General features: G+C 54.8%; 1 pseudogene. It reads left to right on the top strand.

Annotated elements, in window-relative coordinates:
• A pseudogene (locus JFN90_RS22070) lies at window positions 1–137 on the top strand (IS110 family transposase); the annotation flags it as partial.
• Window positions 138–511 lie beyond the last annotated feature (374 nt).

Here is a 511-nt window from a genome sequence, read left to right as displayed (position 1 = left end):
TCGCCGAAAACTTGGCAAGGGCTCACGGGAAGGGAAAGGCTCTCGCCATCGTGGCGCATAAACTAGGACGTGCTATTTACTTCATGCTGAAAAACAAAGAGCCGTTCCATCCGGAAAAATTCTTCGCGACGGTTTAAGGCTGGAGGGGACGGAGCAACCCGTATCCCAACTGGACCCATCACGAGGGCGAGCATGACCATGACCGTGAAAGAATCAGCGATGTGCCTGTGAGCACGAACCGGTCAATCAGCATATGCCCGCGGAAACCAGGTGTTTTGGATTGGAGCCCGTCCCGCTCCACAACATAAAGGAATCGCTTCGTCAGGTTTCAGTGAGTTCTGCCCCTCGCCGCAGCCCGCGGTACAACTGCGTGCCGCATCGAGCGGCAAACGCGTTTTTTTAGAGTAGGACGGCAGAGGGCACGGTACGGTTTCTAAGTCGCGAAGATAACGACTTCGCAGTCGCTGCAAAGCAATACCTGCAGCGATGGGAGCTTCGATAAGTGTTTGGT

The sequence above is a fragment of the Geomonas propionica genome (assembly GCF_016458235.1).
Lineage (GTDB): Bacteria > Desulfobacterota > Desulfuromonadia > Geobacterales > Geobacteraceae > Geomonas > Geomonas propionica.
Note: the sequence above shows the minus strand (reverse complement) of the source record. Positions and strands in the feature narration are given on the sequence as shown.